Annotated in this window: 15 protein-coding genes; 10 read left to right on the forward strand and 5 right to left on the reverse strand. The window is 66.0% G+C overall.

Annotation, left to right across the window (positions count from 1 at the left end):
- The first annotated feature begins 281 nt into the window (after window positions 1-281).
- Window positions 282-2,651: a tetratricopeptide repeat protein gene (locus ACSTA4_RS14065; RefSeq protein ID WP_444963935.1), complete on the forward strand. Its 2,370-nt coding sequence runs from the start codon at window positions 282-284 to the stop codon at window positions 2,649-2,651.
- A gap of 110 nt (window positions 2,652-2,761) precedes the next feature.
- Here ACSTA4_RS14065 and ACSTA4_RS14070 read toward each other — a convergent pair whose 3' ends face one another.
- On the reverse strand, window positions 2,762-5,743 hold the full coding sequence (locus ACSTA4_RS14070; RefSeq protein ID WP_444963936.1) for an NB-ARC domain-containing protein: 2,982 nt from the start codon (window positions 5,741-5,743) through the stop codon (window positions 2,762-2,764).
- A gap of 256 nt (window positions 5,744-5,999) precedes the next feature.
- On the opposite strand from ACSTA4_RS14070, the gene ACSTA4_RS14075 reads away from it, so the two are divergent.
- On the forward strand, window positions 6,000-7,253 hold the full coding sequence (locus ACSTA4_RS14075) for an IS30 family transposase (protein ID WP_444963937.1): 1,254 nt from the start codon (window positions 6,000-6,002) through the stop codon (window positions 7,251-7,253).
- Window positions 7,254-7,317: 64 nt separating this feature from the next.
- Here ACSTA4_RS14075 and ACSTA4_RS14080 read toward each other — a convergent pair whose 3' ends face one another.
- Together ACSTA4_RS14080 and ACSTA4_RS14085 are read right to left on the reverse strand one after the other, a co-directional pair.
- A complete protein-coding gene (locus ACSTA4_RS14080; RefSeq protein ID WP_444963938.1) occupies window positions 7,318-7,503 on the reverse strand; it encodes a DUF397 domain-containing protein in 186 nt (61 codons plus the stop codon).
- Window positions 7,503-8,375 carry a helix-turn-helix domain-containing protein gene (locus ACSTA4_RS14085; RefSeq protein WP_051104417.1) on the reverse strand — a complete coding sequence of 291 codons (873 nt, stop codon included), beginning with the start codon at window positions 8,373-8,375 and terminating at the stop codon, window positions 7,503-7,505. The genes ACSTA4_RS14080 and ACSTA4_RS14085 overlap by 1 nt, the downstream gene beginning before the upstream one ends.
- 270 nt (window positions 8,376-8,645) lie before the next feature.
- On the opposite strand from ACSTA4_RS14085, the gene ACSTA4_RS14090 reads away from it, so the two are divergent.
- The 6 genes from ACSTA4_RS14090 to ACSTA4_RS14115 all read left to right on the forward strand — a co-directional run bounded on the left by ACSTA4_RS14090 (window position 8,646) and on the right by ACSTA4_RS14115 (window position 13,646).
- Window positions 8,646-9,170 (forward strand): ATP-binding protein, encoded by a 525-nt coding sequence (locus ACSTA4_RS14090; protein ID WP_444963939.1) that lies wholly within the window; start codon window positions 8,646-8,648, stop codon window positions 9,168-9,170.
- Window positions 9,171-9,456: 286 nt separating this feature from the next.
- Complete coding sequence (locus ACSTA4_RS14095) at window positions 9,457-9,669, forward strand: BldC family transcriptional regulator (RefSeq protein ID WP_444964173.1); 213 nt, start codon at window positions 9,457-9,459, stop codon at window positions 9,667-9,669.
- A gap of 32 nt (window positions 9,670-9,701) precedes the next feature.
- Complete coding sequence (locus ACSTA4_RS14100; protein WP_248771576.1) at window positions 9,702-10,859, forward strand: glycosyltransferase; 1,158 nt, start codon at window positions 9,702-9,704, stop codon at window positions 10,857-10,859.
- Window positions 10,856-11,554, forward strand: coding sequence for a hypothetical protein (locus tag ACSTA4_RS14105; RefSeq protein WP_444963940.1), 699 nt, complete (start codon window positions 10,856-10,858; stop codon window positions 11,552-11,554). The genes ACSTA4_RS14100 and ACSTA4_RS14105 overlap by 4 nt, the downstream gene beginning before the upstream one ends.
- Complete coding sequence (locus tag ACSTA4_RS14110; RefSeq protein ID WP_444963941.1) at window positions 11,551-12,768, forward strand: glycosyltransferase family 1 protein; 1,218 nt, start codon at window positions 11,551-11,553, stop codon at window positions 12,766-12,768. Before ACSTA4_RS14105 ends, ACSTA4_RS14110 begins: the two co-directional genes overlap by 4 nt.
- Window positions 12,753-13,646, forward strand: a complete 894-nt coding sequence (locus ACSTA4_RS14115) for a glycosyltransferase family 2 protein (RefSeq protein WP_444963942.1) — start codon at window positions 12,753-12,755, stop codon at window positions 13,644-13,646. Before ACSTA4_RS14110 ends, ACSTA4_RS14115 begins: the two co-directional genes overlap by 16 nt.
- Here ACSTA4_RS14115 and ACSTA4_RS14120 read toward each other — a convergent pair.
- On the reverse strand, window positions 13,600-14,121 hold the full coding sequence (locus tag ACSTA4_RS14120) for an AAA family ATPase (RefSeq protein ID WP_444963943.1): 522 nt from the start codon (window positions 14,119-14,121) through the stop codon (window positions 13,600-13,602). The genes ACSTA4_RS14115 and ACSTA4_RS14120 overlap by 47 nt on opposite strands.
- 24 nt (window positions 14,122-14,145) lie before the next feature.
- Here ACSTA4_RS14120 and ACSTA4_RS14125 point away from each other — a divergent pair, with 24 nt between their 5' ends.
- Together ACSTA4_RS14125 and ACSTA4_RS14130 are read left to right on the forward strand one after the other, a co-directional pair.
- Entirely contained in the window at window positions 14,146-15,042 is an 897-nt protein-coding gene (locus ACSTA4_RS14125; RefSeq protein ID WP_444963944.1) for an FkbM family methyltransferase, read from the forward strand.
- 2,645 nt (window positions 15,043-17,687) lie between these two features.
- Entirely contained in the window at window positions 17,688-19,166 is a 1,479-nt protein-coding gene (locus ACSTA4_RS14130) for a tyrosine-type recombinase/integrase (RefSeq protein WP_444963945.1), read from the forward strand.
- Between the two features lie 61 nt (window positions 19,167-19,227).
- Here ACSTA4_RS14130 and ACSTA4_RS14135 read toward each other — a convergent pair whose 3' ends face one another.
- A complete protein-coding gene (locus ACSTA4_RS14135) occupies window positions 19,228-19,800 on the reverse strand; it encodes a helix-turn-helix domain-containing protein (RefSeq protein ID WP_444963946.1) in 573 nt (190 codons plus the stop codon).
- Window positions 19,801-19,804 lie beyond the last annotated feature (4 nt).

The raw sequence follows: 19,804 nt of genomic DNA on the forward strand, positions 1-19,804 counted from the left end.
AGCACAAACGGAGCACGGAGGGCCGGTTAGCGGCGTCCGATGGCACCTCGCGAGGTTCTCACTTGTCGGTGCCAACCTGGACAACCACAGAGTTTTTACTTCTATCAGAGGCTGTCCTGGGTCGGGTCCATGCACAAGGGCGATGGCTGGAGAAGCCAACGCTCGTGGAGCTTTGCAACCACCGAGTAAACGCCTGTGTAGGTGGCCCCTTCGCCGATTGGTGATTGTAATCGGTAGAACGTTCGGAGGCGGAGTGCTCACTCGACGGGCACACTGAGTTCATGACCCCTCACACCCCTGTCCCTGAGGACCTCGGAGCGGAGAATGACTCGACGGTCGTGAAGTCTGATCTGAGCAATGCCGTCCGGGGTGATGTGTCGGGCACAGCGGTCCAGGCCCACACCATCCAGGCGGTGAACATCAACCATGCCGTGCGGGCCGAGACTGGACGAGATGGGGCCTGGGTGCCGGTTCGGGTGGATGAAGTCGATCTGCGGGAGTTAGGAGTCCACCCTGCGCGTGAAGGCCGTGATGGCTCGTCGCTGCCGCCGTACGTGGAGCGCGACATCGACACCCGCCTGCACCAACTGCTCACCCAGGCAGGCACCTGGGGCGGGGCGGTGCTGGTGGAAGGTGACTCCACCGCCGGAAAGACCCGCGCTGCTCTGCACGCCCTGCAGCAGGTCCTGCCGGGCCGACCACTATTCTTTCCCGCCCCGGGCCAAGACCTGCGCACTCTGGCCGAGCACCTGACCACACAGGGCAGCAGGGGGGCGGTTGTCTGGCTGGACGACCTCCACCGCTTCCTGGGGCTGGGCCAGCAGGGGATGACTGAGCACCTCCTCCAGGTGCTGCGCCACCATAGGACGGTCGTCGTGGCTACGCTGCGCGCGGAGTACGCCGACCTCTACCGCGGAATCGACCTCGATCATGGCCATGATGCTCACGGGTGGCAGCATGCGCACGGTGAGGGCGAGAGTATCCTCGCACTGCTGCGTCGGTTCGCATTGGTCGAACTCGACCGCATATGGTCCCAAAGCGAACTCGATCGCGCTGCGCGGGTGGGTGATGATCGTCTGGACGAGGCGGTGGCCCGCCACGGAGAGCACGGTATCGCCGAGTACTTGGCTGCTGGTCCCGAACTGTTGCGTACCTGGACCCGCGCCAAACGCTCCACTGCCCGAGGCGGACACCCTCGTGGACACTCGGTCGTGGCCGCGGCCATTGACCTGGCCCGTACTGGCTTGCTCACCGCCCCCAGTCGCGACCTCCTAGAACAGGCCCACACCCCCTACATGGCCGGAACCGCGTACCTGCGACCCGAGCCCTTCAGTGAGGCTTTGGAGTGGGCACAGCAACCTGGGCTGGGTGCCAGTGGCCTACTGCTTCCTGTCGACGGCGACGCCGAGTGCTGGCGGGCCTTCGACTACCTGATCGAAGCAGCCACAGCTCCGATCCCGGCACCGGTATGGGAACTGGCGGTGGGAAGAGCTACTGGCCCGGACGAGCGCTTGGGCATCGCGATCAACGCCTATGAAGCGGGCCGGGAGGATCTGGCGTGGACCGTCTGTGAGAGCCTGGCCCGCTCCGGTAACCCCAGGGCCATGAACCTGGCGGGATACTGGGCCCACCAGCAAGGCCGAGACAATGAGGCCGAAGGATGGCTTCGTAAGGCTGTGAAGTGTGGGTTCACTGCTGCTCTGAACAACCTCGGAATCTTATTGAGTGACCAGGGAAAAACAGCAGATGCGGAAGAGATTTACCGACGTTCCATCAAAGAGGGAAACACCTATGCCTTGAGTAACCTCGGCCTTCTTCTGGGTGATCAAGGTAAAGAGGATGAAGCCGAAGAAATGTACCGCCGTGCAGCAGAGTCTGGCGTTGACACGGGTGCGTACAACCTAGGAAATCTCCTAGTCGCACGTGGGCAGTTTGGGGAAGCCGAACGGGCTTACCGTGATGCTATTAGCTTGGGTCATCTGAACTCTCTTTTCAACCTTGGTCTCTTGCTGGAAAACCAGGGGAGAATAACCGAAGCTGAAGAGGTGTACCGCCGAGCTGCGGAGAACAACGATGTCGGTTCCTTGATCAATCTCGGTGCTTTGCTAGTGGGCCAACAGCGCCATGAAGAAGCTGAAGAGTGTTACCGCCATCTCGGTGGTGCCGATCACCTTGAGATTGTGCGGAACCTCGGCCATGTGGTTGCTCTGCGAGGACGATTAGCGGAAGCGGAAGATATATTCCGTGTCGCTGTTGATGGCGGTGATCTCGATTCTTTGGTTGGGCTCGGTTCCGTCCTTGCCCAGCAGGGTCGTTTGGTGCAATCTGTCAAAGTACTCGAGAGGGCTGTAGAAGTTCTTCAGGGTTCTGGTCGGGATGAAAGGCGAAAAAGGGCTGCCAGTCTAGTGGGGGAGGTGAGGAGATTCCAGGAGGTGGTGGATAATATACGCAGCAAAGTTGAGTACGCCAAGGATGAAATGATGTCGCTTGATGCTTTGTCTGTCGACCAGAAGCGTGTAGTGAAGGTGGGCTTGGCGATGCTCGATGCTTTCCAAAATCTGACGGACGCTGAGCAGGTGGACCCGCGCCGGGTGGCCTTTGAACTACGGGAAATGCTACGCAGCATCGCCCAAGAGAACCCTTCTGAATAGGGGGCACTGGTTGTACCATCACGAAGGTTCGCTTGATGGGGGTCCTGCTTTTTGGCCGCCACGCGAGTGGCAATCGCTCAAATTAGAACAGACCTCATATTTTGCTTCGGCTATCCTTTCGGGCTGCTTGATCTAATATCGATTGCTATCCCAGATGCCTGCAAGGCGGAGACCGTGATTGCCGACCAGCCTATATTTCCTTGGATCTCGGGAGAGTGAATGGAAGATTCGAGGACTGTCGTCGAGTGCCTTCGAATTTCCTGATCATTCCCCTGTAGTAGGGACAGAACCAACTCCAGCACGGCGTACTTGTGTGCGTATTCTCCGCGGGCTGTGGCTCGAGCAGAACGTACGCCGGGGGCTGACATCAAAGAAAGGAAGGCGCTTTGTGCCTTGGTGTCGACTTCAAAAAGGGAGAAACCAGCCAACTGGAGGCCGATGTTGTTCATGGCGTCGTCGAGGTTTGGCTTGAATAGAGGGTTTGTGCCCATGTGTGCGATGAAGTATTTGAGTTCGGCTAGACCCTCGCTCCAACGGTGCTGGTAGAAGAGGGCTTCGATCAGGAATCTGCGGGCCTCTAGGCCATGGGTGGTTTCACCGTTGTCCTCTCGGATGATCCGTCGGCACAGTTGTTCGGCTGTGGAATGGTCGCCCGAGGACAAGAGCTGAGAGGCCTCACGGAGGTCCTTCGTGGCTGCTGCCTCACTGGTAATGGGAAGCCGTTCCAAGGTTTCGTTGAGGATCTGGGTGAGCTGGCGTGCTGCCGGCGAGGTGAGCTTGATGTTCTCCGCCCGTTCGAGTACGGCTAGGGCTCGGACACAGAAGGTCGCTGACTTGCCTTGGAACTCTGAATCCACGGCCAACCTCTGCGCGTAAACCAGGACATGCCCAATCTGTTCCACAACATCATCGAGGGAGGAGTGTTGAGGGTCATCGTGGATGATTGCCGCGCTCGCAAGGTGGAGACGGGCCTGGTTGATGAGAAAGCCGTTTGATGGGTCGCTTTTTTCTAGTACTCGAACTTCCCTTCGAAGCAGGGAGATCGCGGTTTCCGGGTCCTTACCGCTGAGATGATAGAAGGAAGCCAGATTGCCCATGAGGAGCACAGCCGGGGCGCTGGTGACCTCTAACCGTATGAGGTGTTCAACGAGACTAGACGCTTGCGGGTAGATGCTGTGAGAACGATCCGCTTGCTGTTTCTGCAAGGTGGACCAGAGCCACCGGTTGGTGTGGAAGGAGAGGCGAGTCAGTGCCGCGTGCACCTCGGAGGCCGGGGTGATGGACTCGAACCTGCCCCCTAGAACCTCCTGCAACACGCTGTTGAAGGTGACGGTGACGTTCGCCTCGGGCCAATCAGGATCGGTTTCGGGCAGTGAATGATCCTCTCGGATGAGGTTGGCTCGCGTCAGTGTACGGATGACTTCCCTCTCCAGATGCCTCGGGTAAATGGATATCGGCTGGGGTTCATCATCCAGGTCCACCTCCTCGTCGAGGGAGGCGATCACCAGGTGCAGGGGGATACGACGGGTGTTCAAGTACGAAGCGTGGAAGAGGAACCCGTAGGACAGGTTCTGGATGATTGCATCATCCTCCTGCGCGATGAGTTCGAGGGAGAGGTTGATGGACGCGACCAGGGTGCGGGGATAACCGTCTGGGACCGAATGACGGTCCGCGTAGGCCCGTTTGCGTAGCTCGCCAACGAACTCGGGAATCTCCACAACCCGGTAACCACACGTGTGCAGGTATCGGGAGACGAGTTCCAGAGCGAGCGGCCAATGTTCGACTGAGGCCGCCAAGCCCTTCAACGTCTCCCTATGCTCCAGAACCTCCTCCTCCGTGAGCTCCAGCCGAGCCGTGAGCAGCCGGACTGCCTCTTCAGGGCGCATCCCCTCCACTAAAACCGTGCAACCGGAGCCGGTGGGCAGGTGCCGGTTCAATGAAGTAACCAGCACATCGCCGTTACCCATGCGAGGAACCCAGGAAGAAACAGAAGCCTCCCGAGCGTCGTCGAGGATCATCAGCCAACGCCCCGAACGCGAGCTCAGTGCGTGAAAAACCGCTGAGCGTGTTTCCCCCGGGCCACCCTCACTGCTGACTCCCAGCTTCCGGGCCAGGGCCCGGAAACCCTCGAAAGCGGTGTCCTCGTTGGAGGAGTCGACCCAGAACGCGATGTCGTAGGCGTCGGCATACTCGGCCAGGTAGGCCGCGGCCAGGGACGACTTCCCGATTCCCGACAGACCTGCCAGCACACACAGCCCCGGCTTGCGAGACCCGTTCTCCCGGTAGGGGAGCAGTCTGCCTGCCACATCATCCAGCAACGCTTGCCTCGGTACATCCGGGATGGGGGCCATCTCACCAAGCACGCCTCCCCAGTCCCGCTGCCCCAGCGCATCCGCCAGCACCTGGTCGTCCAGGGTCAGGGCCTCGCGCAAATCCTCCGCCGTCCACTCGGCCGCGTTTCGGTCGCCCGCGCGCCGTTGGGCCTCAGCCTGGAGGTAGGCGAGTAGCAGACCGCTCGACTGGTGTCCGAGGGAACGCCCTGATTGCCTCCGGGCCTTCCTCAAAGCCTCGCGCAGGTCCTGGTCGAGTTCGGCGCGGTCCCGGGAGTCCACCTTGACGACACACCGGCCTAACCGGTTCAGTTCCTCCTTGTCGAGGCTGTTGAGCCAACTAAGCGAGTTGGTGCGCCGGAGCACTTCCGCGAGCCGTGTCCGTCGTTCCTCGGGCAGTAGTGGTTCCGCCAGAACACGGGCGAGGGCGTCAACAGTGGGGTGGGTCCGGGTGTTGGTCAGGAGTGCGTAGCGGTCGGCCTCCCCGCTGCTGATCAGCTTGGCGAGAATGTCGACGACCTGTCCCACCCTCAGCTCACTGGTGGGGCCGCCACTCTTGACTTGTGCGGACTGGAGGACACGCCCCTCAGGGCCAACGAAGGCGAAGTCGACGATATCGACGGCCGGGCCCTCTGTCGGCAACGGATCGCCCTCCACATGACAGGCATGGAAATCCGGGTCGGATAGGGCGATCAGCGTGGCTTCTATCGTCCGCAGGTACTGGTATTCGAAGCCGCGTGCGGCTACTCTGCCGCCGTCCATGACACTCCTCTGCACTCCGCTGGGGGTTTCTTGGGGAATCCTAGAAGGCGCCAGTGACGTTCCGGCGTTAAATCATGAATTTCCGTTGTGGTTTGAGGTGTTTTGTCTTGTGCGGGGTGTAATGGAAACTTCGGTGTGCCGGGATCGCCTCCTGTCACCTGTCCTGGAACGCTCGGGCAGCGAGCTGGACGCACGTCGGCCCCCGGTGGTGCTTGAGTTCTAGTGGTCGTCGCAACACCCCACCTCAGGGGATGCGATGGAATTCAAGATCCGGGACCGCTCGGTCAACGCGGGGACGCGTGCCCTGGTAGAAGAACGCCGGGTCTACCTTCAGCTGGTGGATCAAGGTGTGGGGTACGCAGAGGCAGCCCGGATCGTGGGCATCAACGTGCGCACAGGCAAGCGATGGCGCAACGGGCGTACCGCGTCCGGTGGCACCGGCGAGGCATTGCCGATCGAACCGTCAGGGGCGTCCCCGAAACCTTCGGGAACGCCCCTGGACGGACCGTCCAGGTATCTGCGCGAGGCGGACCGAATCCGCATAGCCGACCGGCTCCGGGAGAAGGCCACGATCCGCGCGATCGCGGCCGAGCTGGACCGTAGCCCCTCCACAGTCAGCCGGGAAATCCGCCGCAACCGGACCGTCCTGCCAGACGGCAGCTGGGTCTACCGGCCGCACGCCGCCCAGCGCCGAGCTGATCAGCGCAAACCCCGTCCCAAGCCCGGCAAGATCGGCCAGAGCCCAGAGCTAGGGGACTTCATCCAGCACCACCTGAAGATGCGGTGGAGCCCCGAACAGATCTGCCACGCTCTTCGCAGACGGTTCCCTGACCGCCCGGAGATGCGCGTGACCCACGAGACGATCTACCAGGCCCTCTACGTCCAGGGCCGCGGTGAACTGTGCCGAGAGCTGGCCCGTGCCCTGCGGACGGAACGCGCACGTCGCCGCCCCCACCGCCACGCATGCAAACGCCTGCCCCGCGCGATCCGGAACATGGTCATGATCAGTGATCGGCCCGCTGAGGCCGCTGACCGGGCCGTTCCCGGCCACTGGGAGGGCGACCTCATCATCGGCAAGGGCGGCAAGTCAGCGATCGGCACCCTGGTGGAACGCTCCACCCGCTACGTGATGCTGCTTCATCTGCCCGCCGGCCACAGCGCGGCCTCCACCCGCAATGCCCTGGTCAAGAGCGTTGGGACGCTCCCGCCGCACCTGCGGCGATCTCTCACCTGGGACCAGGGATCGGAGATGGCCGCGCACCTCGCGTTCACCGTCGCCACCGACGTCCCGGTCTATTTCTGCAACCCGGCCAGTCCCTGGCAACGCGGCTCGAACGAGAACACCAATGGTCTGCTGCGGCAGTACTTTCCCAAGGGCACCGACCTGTCCGACCACACCCGTGAGCGCCTGGACGCCGTCGCCGCTGAACTCAACAGCCGACCACGCAAGACGCTCGGCTGGGAAACCCCAGCCGAGCGCCTCACTAAGCTACTCCAAACGAGCAACTGACCTTCTGTGTTGCAACGACCCCTAGAATCCGCCGTGTTCCGGGGGCCGACGTGCTGCAGGAGGGTCAGCGGCCTTGAGTCTTCACCTGGCGGAGGAAGGTGCTCCACTCGGGAGAGGGGAAGGCCAGCTGCGCGTCGTCGGGGTGCTGGGAGTCGCGGACGGCGGAACCGGTCGGCAGCTCCGCTACCTCGACGCAGTTCTGGCCTCCACCTCCGCTGTAGGAGGACTTGCGCCATGACAGGTTCTGCATCAGTGTTCGCTCTCTAACGCCGCCAGGACACCCTGGAGGAACTCACGTGACTGAGCTGGAGTGGACGCCGCGTTGTGTACCGCGTGCCATGTCGCGTTATACCGTGCCAGCTCAGGATCGGTCTCTACGAACAGACTATCCGTGGGAGTCTCGGCGAACCCGATCGAAGGGTCCAGGGGTTCGGGGAAGTCCATGATGACGAAGCTTCCCAGCGTCGCGGCGTGCAGCCCCGCGCTGAACGGCAGGACGTGGATGTGGATGTTCGGCCGGGTCGACACCTCCACCAGGTGTTCGAGCTGCTCCCGCATGATGTCGAGGTCCTGGGGTTGGCGGCGCAGGGCGGCCTCGTCGACGACCGCGTAGTACTCCGGTGGATAGAACCGGGTCAGGATCTGTTGCCGTTCCATCCGAGCGTCCACGTGCCGCTTGATCTCGGCGTCGTCCAAGGCCGCGGTGCCCCGTGCGAGCGCGTCCGCGTAGCGCGGAGTCTGCAGCAGCCCGGGCACGACCTGGCATTCGTAGGTGCGGATCACCGAGGCTTCCGTCTCGAAGTCCGGAAGCGCGTGCGTGCCGAACACGTCGCGGTACCGCGACCACCATCCTCGTTCTCCCGCCTCACGCGCCAAGGAGTGCATGGCCTCACGGGTTCCCGCGTCGGTGATCTCGTACAGGTCCAACAAGGCGTCCAGGTCGGTGGCCTTGACGGTCTTCAGGTCGCTGGTCTCGATCCGGCCCAGGCGGCTCTTCGGGATGCGGGTGCTCTGCGCGGCCTGCTCCAACGTCAGCTTGTGTTGGGAGCGTAGGCGGCGCAGCTCGGCGGACAACCGCCGTCGACGCACGCTGGGACTGTGGGTGCGCGGTATCCGTCTCATGACACTGATCCTAACCTTCCCAGTGTGATCATGGATTCCCCTTGACATTTGGGAATCCCTAGTCATGCTTGAAGAGTCAAGGTGGACCGAGCCTCCCAGCTCGTATCCGATACCGCTGCGCCCGCGTGCCATATGTGCGGCCAGAGGGCCGTGGCGCATCGAGAGAAGGCGAGGCTCGCAGGCCACCTCAGACGAGAAAGTCCCGGCGACTGTTACAGCAGCCCCGGGACACGGCCTCACCCATGCGTTCTCGACACTCCAGGTGACAACATGCAGGAGAGTACCCAGCTCGGGACAAGCCGGGGTAACGCCCCCAGCCCTTCCGACGCCTTGCCGCGGCTGCCTCGCCGCATTCGCTGCGCCGACCCCAACACGTGGATCGCCGAGTTCGGACACGAATCGCGCCACATCCGCACGGCCGCCCGCTGGCTGTTCCCGCGCTGTGGCTCGCCGGCGAGCCAGCGCAAACGGCTGCTCGAGGCTGTGACGATCCTCCACCGCAACGCCTTGGCGCACACCGCCTCCGGCCTGCCGGGCGGGACCGTGCGGATCAGGCTGGAGAAACAGCCCTTCTCCTTCAAGCTGGCGGTGACCGACGACGGACCCCGTCCGGGTGAACCGTTGACCTTCCCCGTTCCCACCGAGGCCCCTTCCGCCGAAGGGCGCCCCGAACGGCAGGGGAGCGGGCTACGACGCCTGGCCGAGCTCGCCCTGTACTGGGAGTGGGACGGCTGCGCCGGAGGCCCCGTCACCGTGTGGGGGATCTTCGACCGCCACCTCCCGCCCACGCGATAGCAACCGCGCCGCGGCCTGGGACGTCCGCCACGGCCCCGAGCACGATGAGACCGCCCGCGCGCTTCAGCGCGGGCGGACCACCGCCCGGTCACCGTGCCGACGAGCCCTCAGTGTCCGCTTCCACGGCCCCGAGCACGCGTGCGTCCGCTGATCGCACTCACCCCCGGCGGTAACGCCACACACCCTGTCCAGCGCCTTAAGGCTTTCCGCCGAGGAACACGAGGACCAGCCGCACAGGCCGTACCCCTGCGCACCTTACGCCTTCAGAGAGGAACCCCTGTTGTCTCTGTCCCCTGGACCGACGACACCCGCTCTCCGAACCCTTCGCGTACTCACGCCAGGAGAGGTCGCCCAGACCTTCCGCGTGGACGCCAGAACCGTCTCCCGGTGGGCCAAGGAAGGCCGGATCAGCAGCTTCCGAACCCCTGGTGGCCATCGCCGCTTCCTCAAGCACGAGGTGGACGCACTACTGGTCGCGAGCACCTCCCTCACCCGCTGACCCTCACCCCCGACGACGAAGAAAGCACCCTCATGTCCAGGTCCATGCTCTACCTACTCAACGTCTCCAACGCCTCCCGGCTCAGCGCCGACTCCGGATGGATCTACGCCGACATCCTCACCCCGGCACTCACCGACGCCGGATACGACGTCACGCTGGTGTGCCCCATTCCGGTCACCGACACCCGCGTCCGCCACATGGTGCCCCCACCCGCGGCCACCAGCAAGTACCGCGTGCGCCTCACCCACGACGTCGGCTACCTCGCCCAGCTCCTGCGCGCCACCCGCCCGGACACCGTCGTGGTCAACCAGATCGAGGCCGCCCCCGCCGTCCGCACCGCGATGCTCGACGCGGGCATCGACGCCCAGGTCGTCGGCTACTGCCACTACCTGCCCTTCTCCGTCGACGAACACGGGCACCTGGTCAAGGACGCCTCCCTCAGCGACGGCGGCCTCGAAGTCCCCCTCCGCCTGGCCTTCGCCAGCGGCCTGGCCGCCTGCGACCGACTCCTCGTCCACTCCCGCACCGCTCGGGACTGGGTCCTCCAGGCCTCGGCCACCTACCGGGCCGGCGTCGACGACCGGGTCCACATCGTGCCGCCTCCCCGCGATCCCCGCCTGGTCCGCTCCGACGCCACCGCTCCCGAGCACCCGACAGGTCTGTACAACCACCGGCTCTACCGCCACTACGGCACCGGCCACTTCGTCGACATCGCCCAGCGGGTCACCGCCAACGGCCTCGCCCTCCGCGTCATGGACCTCTTCGGCCGCCGCGACCCCAGCCGCATCGCCCTGGACCCCAGCCCCGAACACGCCCTCGCCCGACTCTCCGCGACCCCCGGAGTCACCGTCTGCACCGATGGCGGCGACCGCGAACGCTACCGCTCCTTCCTCGCCGAGAGCACCCTCGGGTTCGCACCCCTGCGCCCCGGCTGTACCTGGTCCATGTCGATCATCGACCTGCACGCCATGGGCGTTCCCGTCATCGCGCCCCGGATGGCGTGGATGGCCGAGGCCGTCCACCAGGACCTGCTCTTCGACCCCCACGACCTCGACGGAGCCGTCAAGCTCGCCGACCGCCTGGTCCAGGACCCCGCTTTCTGGTCCGCCCACAGCCGCCACGCCCACGACTCCACCCGCCACCTCGCCCCCGAGCACGTGGCCGCCCGCTACCTGGAGGCGATCGCGTGAACCCCCGCCCCGACGCGGTGATGCTCTCCTTCGACGAACCCCTCGCCAACGACCTGCACACCCGCCTGGAACGTGTCCTGGAGCGCCCGGTCAAACGCCTGCACGGCGTGGTCGGCATGCGCCGCGCCTACCGGCTCGCCGCCGAACTGGTCGACACCGACGCCTTCCTCCTCGCTGACGGAGACTTCCACATCCACACCACCTTCACCCTCGAACCCGATGCCCTGGGCGAGGACGTGGCCATGCGGGTGTGGAAGGCCGCCAACCCGGTCACCGGCCGCGCCTACGGCTACGGCGGGATGAAGCTCATCAGCCGCGACGCCCTCCGCCACCTGGGCGAGGCCGTCGACGTCCTCGCCGCCCTCCCCGGGCGGGTGGAGTTCCTCGACCAGGTGGCGGGCACCACCCGTTTCGACCAGAGCCCCTACCACGCCTGGAAGGCCGCCTTCCGGGAGATCGCGATGCTCACCCGCGGCTGCGAGTACGGGGCCGACACCGACACCACGCGCGAGCAGCTCCGCGCCTGGTCCGCCCCGGCCGGAGGCCGCTTCACCCGTTGGGTCCAACGCGGTGCGCGCGACGGCACCGCCTTCGCCCGCAGCACACCCGACGACGCCCCCGCCTGGCAGCGTCTGAACGATCCCGTATGGCTGCGCGCCCGGTTCGACGCGGCCTGTGCCCAGGAGCGGTCGTGAGGCGGGCCGTGGCGCTGGTCGAACCGGCCACCGAACACGCGGGGCACTGGCAGCACGCCCTCACCCACCTCGCCCGTGCCGCCGCCACCGCAGGCCACCAGGTCGCGGTGATCACTCTCAACGGAATGCCAGCCCACGTACACACCCTGCTCCAAGAGCACGGCGTCCGAGTGGCCACACGACCGGAGGGCGTCAAAGCCCGACTTCTCCTCGCCCTGGGGAAGGGCGCGCAGCGCTCCGCCGCGAGGGCACGGCACCTGCTGCCACACCGGCGACTCCCGCACCAGGTCACCCTGGTCGCCCGATGCCTGACCGAAGCCGCCTCCCTGCACACCGCACGTCACCTGCTGGGCCGCACCCCCGAGACCGCCGTCATCCTTACCGCCAGCGAGGCCCTCCACGACCTGGCCCGCGCGTTGTCCCGGACACCGCACCTGCGCGTGGTCCACGAGGTCAACACCACCGAGGACCTCATCGTGCGGGCACTCGGACGCCTCGCCCCGCCCAGGCGGGTCCTCGCCCTGTGCCCGACGCGGTCCGTGGAGGACGAGGTACGCGAACGCTTCCCCGCACTCAGGACCGCGGTCCACCCCTTCGCCCTCGCCAACCCCGACGAGCGCATCAGCCCGAGCGAACGCACCCGTGCCCGACAGGCCCTCGGCCTACCGGAGAGGGAAGCCGTCCTGTGCCTGGTGGGCGGATGGTGGCCGCACAAGGACATGGCGACCGTGACCACCGCGCTGGAACACCTCACCCAGCCCCTTCACGTCCTCGTCGCGGGCAGCCCCACCGATCCGGACCTGCTCGACCGTATGGCCAGAGCACCCGGCGTCGACCTCCGCGCGCTACCCGGCCCACTGAACCCCGCGGACATCCGGCAGGTCTACGCCGCCAGCGGCTTCACCGCCGTCATCCGGTGCCCAGGAGTGGGCAAGGAGTCCGGGCTGGTCGCGGACTGCGCCCGCTTCGGCGTCCCGCTCCTGCTCTCCGACCACGACCCCGACCTGACCGGACGCGTCCGAACCTGGGCCACCGTCGTCCCGCCCCAAGACCCCGTCGCGCTCGCCCACGCCATCGATGAGGCCGCGACGCACCCGCCGCTGGTACCCCCGCCGGCAGCGGCTGAGGACCTCGGGCTGCGTACACCGGCCCGGATGCTCGCGCTTCTCCAGAGCCTGGCCACCGAGGAGGAACAGTCATGCCCCCACCGCTGATCGCCGTCATCGGACCCGTCGAGACACACCTGCTCCACGCCTGGGTCGACCACTACCGGGCGCTCGGGGTCCGCGACTTCCACCTCGCGCTCCACCTGCCCGAGCACGCACCGCAGGGAAGCGAACAGCGCCTGCGGGAGACGCTCGACCGCCTGGGCGTCACCCCGGTACTGGTCGAGCACGGACCCTGGCACGAGACCACCAACGCCAACCTGCGCGATCGCCTTCGGGCCCACGCCGACGCCGAGTGGCACCTGATCGCCGACAGCGACGAGTTCCACACCTTCGCCACCAGCCTCGACGACACCGTGACAGCAGCGAAAACCGCGGGACACACGGTGGTGCGCGGTCTGATGCTCGACCGCGTCACCCGCACCGGACACCTGAACGGATGGCACCCGCCCGAAGCGGAGACCACGGGGGAGGACCCGCGAGCACGGTTGGATGCCGCCTACCCCCTGGGCGGCTGGCTCACCCACCGCCTATTGCTGGCGGACCCCCGCAAGATCGTCCTGGCCCGCTCCGGCGTCACCCTCTCCTCGGGCAACCACCGCGCTCCTGGCCACCACCCCGCCCACGGACCGGTCGCGGTGGTCCACCACTTCAAATGGCGGCACGGAATCGACGCCGACCTGCGGCGCCGGATCGACCGCTTCGCCTCTGGCACCTGGACCGAGACCAGCCCGGCCGTCCGCCACGAGGCAGCCCGACTCCTGGAACACCTGCGTCAGAACGGGGGGCGGATCGACACCGCCGACCCCGTGCTCCGATTCCGTCCCGTCACCCTCGACCACACCCCGCCCGGCTGGCAGGACGAAGCCCACCGGATCCTCACCCGGTGGCGGCCGGCCCACACGGAAACGAACCCGGAGCGATGACCTCCTCGCCCTCACCCTCCGGCGGGTCGAACCTGGCCATGAAGTCCGCCAACGCCTCCGGGGTGACCGTCAACGCGTTGGCGTCCTGGCGGCGGTTGCGCTCCGACAACCGCCGCAGCAACTCCTCGTGTTCCACGGGGAAGTACAGCAACCTCCACCGCGCCCCCGCCGACTCCACCAGCTTCTTCCACTCGGCCCGCTCAGCACACCGCCACAGACCGTGGTCCACCACCACGTCACGGCCCTCGGACACCAGCGAGACCAGACGCTCGCGCACCCACTCCACGACCGGGGCCTGGCGCTCGAAGTACTCCCACTCCGGATAGTCCACCCCGTACCGGCCGTGCCGCCGGTGGACCTCCTCGTCCACCGACAACCGCACCACACCGCGCGGCTCCAGCACGGTCCGCGCGTAGGTGGTCTTTCCCGATCCGGTCAAGCCGACCAGCAGGAACACCACAGGGATCCGTCCCACACGTCCTCCCTCCCGGAGCAGCCGATGCACCGCTTCACCCGAGCAACCCTACGAACAACGATCCGACACACGCCCGAACTCGTCTCCCCGCGAGCTATCCGGTGGCTGGACCACGAACTCACGCACAGGCCCGTCACGGCCCTCGCCCAGGCACGCTTCGGAGGCCGGTTCCCCGTCACCACCAGCGACATCATTCAGCGCTACCTCTACACTTTCGGCACCTGGGAACCCCACCTGACCGCGTGGATCACCCGCCGCCTCAAACCCGGTCACACCTTCGTGGACGCGGGCGCGAACATCGGCTACTACACGATGCTCGCCTCCCACCTCGTCGGTCCCACCGGGCACGTCGTCGCGATCGAACCCGTTCCGCGCTTTCACCAGTACCTGCGGGCGACCATCCTGCTCAACGGTGCGCGCAACGTCCGAACCGTCGCCCAAGCCGTCGCGGCGGAACCCGGATGTGTGGAGATGTTCCTGACCGACCCAGGCAACCTCGGTGGCACTTCCACGGTCCGGCCGCGTGTCGTGCACGAATCCTTCCACACCAGCGCCGCGCCGCTCACAGGAATTCTCGACCCTTCTGAGGTCCGAAACGCACGGCTGATCAAGATCGACGTCGAGGGGGCCGAAGCCGCAGCGGTGCGGAGCCTCCTGCCCGCGCTCGGAACGCTGCGGTCCGACGCCGAACTGATCATCGAGATCACTCCGCGAGCTCTGGCGAAGCAGGGACTCGACCCGGGCACCGTGATTGGACCGCTGAGGGAAGCGGGCTTTCACACCTACCGCATCGTCAATGAGTACGACGCGACTACCTATCCCACCGCGATCAGGAGGCCCATCCCGCCGCAGAGGTGGGAGAAACCGGTCGCAGAGATGAGCGACCTGGTGTTCTCCCGGGTCGACGCGAACCACCTCTGAACAGGAACGTAGCTGCCCAGTAGAACACGGTGACTATTTCGATCGGCGGGGTTGAAGGTTCTCGCCCATCCAAGGGAACATCGACCACCCTCAGCGAAAAGGGCACCTATTCGTTGGGCTTTGGGGTGTTTTGTGACTAATTGTGCAGAGTGGGTGAGAAGCGCAGTTTCGAGGGCGTATGACCTCGGGGCCATTGACACTCACCCGTGGCCGCACAGGAAGAACCGGCCTCGTTCGCGAGGCCGCTGACAAGAGAAAAGGGTGCCCCGGGCCGGTGCTGAGAACACCGGCCCGGGGCGTGATTCCCACCTGAGTACAGCAGGAGGAAACCGTGGAGAAGCATAGCGGGCGACACCGCAGGCGCCGTCAGGGTTGGGGCGAACAGGTGCGCTGGGTCCTCGGGGCGGTGCTCGCCGCACTGTTCTGCGGCCCCACCGGCCCAAGTACGCGACCGGTGGCCGAGGTCCGCCCACCGCTGCCCTTGCGGAGTGCGCGAAAGGACCGCGAACCAGCCTCGGTACGGGCTGCGGCCAAGGAGCGTACGGATGTTCCTCGGCCCCGGCCCGGAGAGGAACAGCCGAGGGAAGCTCCGGTGAAGGTGCCACCGCAGCGGACTCCGTATACAGGACCGCGTGGATGGTGCGAGGACGATGAGGGAGTGCGCGGGGTGCGCCCCTACCTCGCTCGGCACGAGGACCGCGTCGTCCGTGCTCACAACAGGGGAGGCGTGCAAGGGAACCGAGGCAGGGAAACAGCGGGCGGCCGAGGCCCGGCGACATCACCACCTTCCGGCTCTGGGGGCGGTGGCAAGGGCGAGTTCGCTGAGCTGACCCACCTGGTGCGGCGCTGGCAGGCGATCACCACCTGAGAAGAAAGAACCCACGCCGGGATGGTGCTGACCGTGATCACGGTTGGCGCCGCCCCGGCCTCACATGGCGGAGGCCAGAAGAACCTTGTGTCAGGGTGTGGGCCGTTGGAGGGCCTGTGACTCCGCCTGTGACTCCGCCTTTCCAGGGGCCTGTGACTCCGCCTGTGCCTCCGCCTGTAGGTGGGCCGCTTTGATCGGCCCACCTCTTGGGCGTTATCAGTGCAGGTGGGAGCCGCTGCAGATGGGCCGTTGGGAAGCCAGACTTATACCCAGTGGGTAGTCCTCTTCACGTAGGCGGGCGGGCCCGCCCCGACAAGCGGGGGCGGAACCGCCCGCCTACATCTACCGTGGCCCTCGCCCACCTGTGCCTGCCCCCACCCCTCCGCTGTGTCCCTTCCCTGATCGCCTCGTCTACCCTCTCTTCCTCTAGAGCCAGACCAGGGGCGTGCAAGTCCGCTCACCTGCCACGCGCGGACTTCTCCTGGTTGAGAAGCCATGGAAAAAGGATCTTCTCCTCTCGGGTGACATTTGCGTTCTCTTTCCATGGAGAGTTGATCTGGTGTAATCGAGGTGGGTGGATTGCTCTCGCCTGCCGAGTTGTAAAGCGCGGGTTGCTGCTTCTGTGAGAAGTGCATGCGCGCTTTTCCTCCGACTTCCTTGGAAGCGTGAATGTGGGGTGCGAACCTCCACTGAACCCGAAGTGAACCCCTGGCCAGCGCATGGGCCACCGACTGGGCCAACGGGTGGGCCACTCTTAGCTGGCCCACCCTTAACCATGCTGCTGTGCAGTTCAGAGGGCATCTGGGTGGGCCAGCGGCCGTCCAGACTTATACCCCAGTGGGTAGTTCTCTTCACGTAGGCGGGCGGGGCGCCCTCGCTCACGGGCGAGCGCGCCCGCCCCGCCCGCCTCCACGGGCGCTCTACTTGTGCGGTATCCCTTCTTTCTTCATCTCTTTCTCAGCGAAAGTCTTTCGGCTTCATCATGAGATAAGAATTTAATCCCTTGCTCCTGCGCAGGCTTCAAGATCGTCCCACTCTGGGCGTCGCATAACAGAGCTCTTTCCCCCACCGGCCGTGCGTTTTTTGTTGTCCCGAGCCGCGCTGCACGCAACCTCGTCTGTCAGCGGTACGCGGTGGCGGAGGCCGAGCCGCGTGAGGTTCTGAGGTTGGGTGTCGCATCTTCAGTTGACGCGTCTTCATAGGGGTTCATCAGGGTGAAGAGGCCCACGGCAACGACGGGGGAGGGGCCGAGGCCTGGTGACGAGGAGAAGCACTGTTTGGGAACGGGGCGGTTCGCGGCGGGTTCCAAGCCCATGGTGCGGCCCCGGGACGCGGGCGGGCGGCGTGGGGCTGTCAGCGCCCCGACATCGGCCCCACCGCGCGGCGGGGCCCCAGGCGTCCTGGGGCGGGCTGGTCGGCGCGGACGGGCCGTGTGGCGGGCTCGGTGGGGCCCGCGTCATTGACCCCTGGAACGGCCCTGGTCAGGGCGGTGGCAGAAACAGGGGCATGTCGGGCGTATCGGACGGCCGGGCGGGGGTTGTGTGCCCATCGGACGGGGGTTGTGTCGAATCCGCTTGACCACCTCTACGAGGTCGAGCGTGGATGCGTGGTGCCCCGCTACACGCGGGGCCGTACGCCGTATCCGTCCAGTTCAGAGGTGGTAGCGAGGTGGGCCGTGTGGGTGTGAGTGCTCCGGACACGGCGGTCGAGGTCGGCTCATTGCCGAGGGTTGGCGGGTGTGGTGTGCGTGGGAAGCGAGACGAAGGTGAGGCCGTGCATGGCCGCGCGTGAGGGGTCCACGTTCAAACGGTGCGGATGCCGCGACGAGAACACCGGCAGGGCGTTGGGAGTGAGGTGTCCGCAGCTCAAGCGCCGGACCGGAGGCTGGAACCCGGCCCATGGGGCGTGGGCGTTCCAGTACGAGCTTCCCCCGACCAGTGAGGGCGGGCGCCGCCAAGCCCGACGGGTCGGCCTGGCCTCCCAGGAACAAGCCCGTCAAGGGTTGGAGCACGTCAAGGCGCTCATCGGCCTGGCGGAGAAGGACCCCACGGTCGAGACGCAGATCGCTGACCTGGTCCAAGCGGCGTTGAAACAACGCCGCCCGCTCCCCGACCTGGAGGAGGTGCGCAAGCGGGTCGCGATGGCGGTGGACGTACGCACCGAACCACCCACCGTCGAGACGTGGTTGGGGGAGTGGTTGGCGGGCAAACCCGATCTGGCCGCGGGAACCCGGGCCTCCTACGCCGGGCACATCCGCACCTACCTCTCCCCGCACCTGGGCCGGCTGCGGGTGGACAAGCTCCAGGCTCGTCACGTCGAGACCATGTTCAACCTCATTGAGGAGACCAACGCCCGCATTCTGGAGTGCCGCGAGTCCGACGATGTGAAGGTGCGGGCCTCAGTCAGGGGGCGGAGGGTGATCTCGCTGTCGACCAAGCACCGGATCCGCGCCACTCTGCGGAGTGCGTTGTCCGAAGCGGTCAGGCGTCCGGATCTGCCGGTGTCGGTGAACATCGCCTCGCACGTGCGGTTGCCCTCCTGTCCGAGGAAGCGTCCGCTGGTGTGGACACCGGACCGGGTGCGCCAGTGGAAGAAGGACGGCACGGTGCCGGGGGAGGTCATGGTGTGGACCCCGGAGCAGACGCGTACGTTCCTGGTGCACGCGAGGAAGTATCCGTGGCTGTATCCGATGTTCCACCTGATCGCAGTCAAGGGCCTACGCCGAGGAGAAGCGGTCGGGCTGCCCTGGTCCAACACGAGGTTGACCGATGGGCAGATCGACGTCCGCGTCCAGGTCGTGCAGTTGGCGTGGGAGACGATCACCTCCACCCCGAAGAGCGCGGCGGGCCAGCGCACCATCACCCTGGATACGGACACCATCAAGGTGCTGCGGGCCTGGAAGCGGTTCCAGAACGAGACCCGTCTCAAGGCCGGAGCGGCGTGGACGGACACTGGCCTGGCCTTCACCAAGGAGAACGGTTCGGGGTGGCATCCGGGGCAGGTCAGTGACTGGTTCCTGCGCGTCGCCAGGGCCGCTGGGTTGCCGCCGATCACGTTGCACGGGCTGCGCCACGGGGCCGCCTCACTGGCGTTGGCCGCCGGGACGGACGTGAAAGTCGTGTCCAGCGAGTTGGGGCACGCGACCACGCACTTCACCCAGGACACTTACCAGTCGGTGTTCCCGGATGTAGCGAAGGCGGCGGCCGAGGCCACCGCCGCGCTGCTGCGTGGCCCGGCTCCGGTGAGGGCCGGGTAGCCGAACCGCCGAGCACACCAGGAGCCACACGGCGTCACCGACCCCAGGCCAGCGCACGGGTTCACCCCGACTGGCCTGGGGTTTTCTCGTGCTTGGGGCCGGTGACCGATCGGATCAAAGGTCCCCTCCTCTTACTAGGAGTCTGCGCCAAAGATCCATGTTGAACTCTTCCCTGCTGCCAGACCCCATTAGTGCCTGACCAGCAGAATCTGGGGTCGAGGGGCCCTTTGGCCACGTGCAGGATGGGGGTCTGCCCGGCTGGGGCCCAGATGTGCTCAACCCAGTCGGCGATGGCCTCCTCGTCGTGTTCCACGCCTTGACAGGCGGACAGCTGGTTGGTCCAGCCCATCCGGTGCAGCAGCCGCCACACACCCGACAGGTCGGCGTAGGCCATGCCGAAGGTCTCGGCGATCACCCTCCGGAACCGGGCCAGGGTCAAGCCATCGGCGGGCAAGCCGTAGTCCTTGGCGCCCTGGCACGGGATGGTGGTCGGTGAAGAAGTAGTCCGGGCCGGCAGGGCCTCTGCTGGCCCGGGCGTCCGTGCCGCCCGCTTGCAGGGCGCGGTACCAGTCGTCGACGGCGTGGGTGCGGACTCCCAGCAGGGCGACGATCTGGCTATTAGAGAATAACCCAAATTC

Source organism: Nocardiopsis sp. M1B1, assembly GCF_052466615.1.

Excerpts from the sequence above, each read along its gene's own strand:
- ACSTA4_RS14125 (WP_444963944.1), top strand. The coding sequence starts at position 14,146 with ATGCACCGCTTCACCCGAGCAACCCTACGAACAACGATCCGACACACG.
- ACSTA4_RS14070 (WP_444963936.1), bottom strand. The coding sequence starts at position 5,743 with ATGGACGGCGGCAGAGTAGCCGCACGCGGCTTCGAATACCAGTACCTG.
- ACSTA4_RS14090 (WP_444963939.1), top strand. The coding sequence starts at position 8,646 with ATGCAGGAGAGTACCCAGCTCGGGACAAGCCGGGGTAACGCCCCCAGC.
- ACSTA4_RS14080 (WP_444963938.1), bottom strand. The coding sequence starts at position 7,503 with ATGCAGAACCTGTCATGGCGCAAGTCCTCCTACAGCGGAGGTGGAGGC.
- ACSTA4_RS14065 (WP_444963935.1), top strand. The coding sequence starts at position 282 with ATGACCCCTCACACCCCTGTCCCTGAGGACCTCGGAGCGGAGAATGAC.
- ACSTA4_RS14100 (WP_248771576.1), top strand. The coding sequence starts at position 9,702 with ATGTCCAGGTCCATGCTCTACCTACTCAACGTCTCCAACGCCTCCCGG.
- ACSTA4_RS14130 (WP_444963945.1), top strand. The coding sequence starts at position 17,688 with ATGGCCGCGCGTGAGGGGTCCACGTTCAAACGGTGCGGATGCCGCGAC.
- ACSTA4_RS14115 (WP_444963942.1), top strand. The coding sequence starts at position 12,753 with ATGCCCCCACCGCTGATCGCCGTCATCGGACCCGTCGAGACACACCTG.
- ACSTA4_RS14085 (WP_051104417.1), bottom strand. The coding sequence starts at position 8,375 with ATGAGACGGATACCGCGCACCCACAGTCCCAGCGTGCGTCGACGGCGG.
- ACSTA4_RS14075 (WP_444963937.1), top strand. The coding sequence starts at position 6,000 with ATGGAATTCAAGATCCGGGACCGCTCGGTCAACGCGGGGACGCGTGCC.